The organism is Nesterenkonia massiliensis (assembly GCF_000455245.1).
GTDB lineage: Bacteria > Actinomycetota > Actinomycetes > Actinomycetales > Micrococcaceae > Nesterenkonia > Nesterenkonia rhizosphaerae.
The window spans coordinates 1-2,185 of sequence record NZ_HG005183.1; the positions used below are offsets into that span (position 1 = coordinate 1).

Annotated in this window: 2 protein-coding genes; both read right to left on the bottom strand. The window is 62.5% G+C overall.

Features of this window, described 5'->3' with window-relative positions; genetic code table 11:
- Positions 1 to 62: 62 nt before the first annotated feature.
- Complete coding sequence (istB, locus tag TX78_RS12340; RefSeq protein WP_044496650.1) at positions 63 to 866, bottom strand: IS21-like element helper ATPase IstB; 804 nt, start codon at positions 864 to 866, stop codon at positions 63 to 65.
- A complete protein-coding gene (gene istA / locus TX78_RS12345) occupies positions 863 to 2,113 on the bottom strand; it encodes an IS21 family transposase (RefSeq protein ID WP_101750654.1) in 1,251 nt (416 codons plus the stop codon). The genes istB and istA overlap by 4 nt, the downstream gene beginning before the upstream one ends.
- Positions 2,114 to 2,185 lie beyond the last annotated feature (72 nt).

A 2,185-nucleotide genomic window follows, 5' to 3' on the forward strand; every position in this document is an offset into this window, starting at 1 on the left:
TGTCAACGACGGCCGAAAACTGGACACTTATCGACGCCTGAAAACTGGACACTTTTGGTTGGTTACGGGGTCGTAGGGTCGGTGGTTTCAAGGAGCTCACGGCGTGCCCGGGTGCGGAAGGACTCCCCGTCAAGGGTGAGGACCTCGGCGTGGTGGACCAGCCGGTCGATCATGGCCGCGGCGATGGTGTCATCGGCGAAGATCTCGCCCCACCGGCTGAATGCCAAATTCGAGGTGATCAACAGGCTGCCTTGTTCGTATCGGGATGCCACCAGCTGGAAGAATAGGTTCGCTGCGTCAGCGTCGAAGGGCAGGTAGCCCAGCTCATCAATGATCAGCAGCCGGTAGCGTCGGAGTCGTTTGATCTCTGTCTCGAGGCCGCCGTGGCGCTGGTGGGCGGCGGTGAGTCGGTTGACCCAGCCGGCAGCAGTGTCGAAGAGCACCGGGTGCCCGGCCTGGCAGGCCTTGATCCCTAGCCCGATGGCTAAGTGCGTTTTGCCGACTCCTGGGGGCCCGAGCAGGATGACGTTATCGGCCTTGGGCACGAAGCTCATGTTGACCAGGTGTGCTAGCACGTCCCGGCGCAGGGCCGGCTGGTGGTCGGGGTTGAAATCCTCGATCGTCTTCCGGGATGGGAACCGTGCCGACTGGATCCGCAGGGCGGTGCCGTTGGCCTCCCGGTCAGCGACCTGACGCTGAAGCACCGCGGCGAGGTACTCCTCGTGCGACCAGCCCTCATCCCGTGCTGTGTCGGCCAGCTGCTGCCAAACCTTGGCGATGGTGGGGGTCTTCATCGCCCTGGCCAGGTGCGCCAGGGTCGAGCCGATCTTCTCACTACTGTTGGCCCTGGATGCGGTGAGACTCATGCTGACCTCCTCTGGTTCTGGGCGGGCAGGGTAGTGCTGGTGAGGCCGAACAGTTCGTCATAGACGCTTAAGGGCCGGTAGGCCACCTCAGCGTCTCTACCGGTGGGTTGACGGCGGACCTGGTTGTAATGAGCCCGCAACGTCTTGGCGGTGGCCACATGCTGCGGGTCGGTGATCACTTGGGCCTTCGCCCAGCAGCGGGTGTGATCAGCGGCGATCTCACCGTCGCAGACGATCACCACACGCCCCAGAGTCGCGGTGACTTGCACCAACCGGCCGATGAACCGCGGGTCCACAGAGTAGTCGTTGGTATCCACCCGAACGTAGTAGTCCCGGCCCAGCCGGATCTGGTGGTTGAACCCGGTCGCTGGGGGTGAGGGCGGCAGCGCGGTCATCGCTGCCAGGTCGGTGCCCACCACATTGATCGGCCGATCCCCAAGGCTGCGGACCTGACGCTGATTGGCCCTCTCAGTCAGCCAGGCACTGATCTGGGTATTGAAATCATCAGGAGAAGCGAACTGACGCCCCGGCAAGAACGAGGTCTCGAAGTAGTCGTTGTTCCGCTCCGTCATGCCCTTAAACTCCGGATCCCGGGGCGGGGCGATCACCATCCTGGTCGCCGCCGTGCCAGCGAAGGCCTGCACCGGCGGCAACGGCTTGCCCTTTGGAGCGATCGCAGCCTCACGGTCCCAGATCAGCGACTTCGACACTGCCCCGACGCCGGTGATCAGCTGCCACATCCCCGCCAACAGGTCCCCGGACTGCCGCGAGGGGATCATCAACGCAGTCAAGAACCTTGAGAAGGTCAGCGTCATCACCAGCACCGGAAGCATCCGGGCCTGACCATAGCCCACAGGGATCTTCGGCTCAGGGAACCACAAGTCGAACTGAGCTGCTTCGCCTGGCTTGTGGTCCAGCCGGTCAGCAGGATCAACCCCGGTATACAGCGGCCGGATCTGGCGGATCTTGTCCTTTAAGATCGTCAACGAATGCTCCCACCCAATCCGCTCAGCGACTACCGTCGCCGGCATCCTTGGGGTGTCTTTCAGCAGCTTATGGACCTCCGGCAGCACCGCATCCACCAGTGAGCCCTTCGGCTTCCGCTGATACTTCGGCGGCTCATCCGAGGCTAAAGCTTTATAGACCGTCGTACGTGAGACACCCAGCTTCTCGGCGATCTGCTTCTTCGGTAACTTCTCGGCCCGGTGAAGCCGACGGATCTCAGCCCAATCTTCCACAGTGATCATGCCTCCTAGCATGGTCCGGATGTCCACAATTCATCCGTCGCTAGGTGTCCAGTATTCACGCGTCGTCGACAG

Excerpts from the sequence above, each read along its gene's own strand:
- istB (WP_044496650.1), bottom strand. The coding sequence starts at position 866 with ATGAGTCTCACCGCATCCAGGGCCAACAGTAGTGAGAAGATCGGCTCG.
- istA (WP_101750654.1), bottom strand. The coding sequence starts at position 2,113 with ATGATCACTGTGGAAGATTGGGCTGAGATCCGTCGGCTTCACCGGGCC.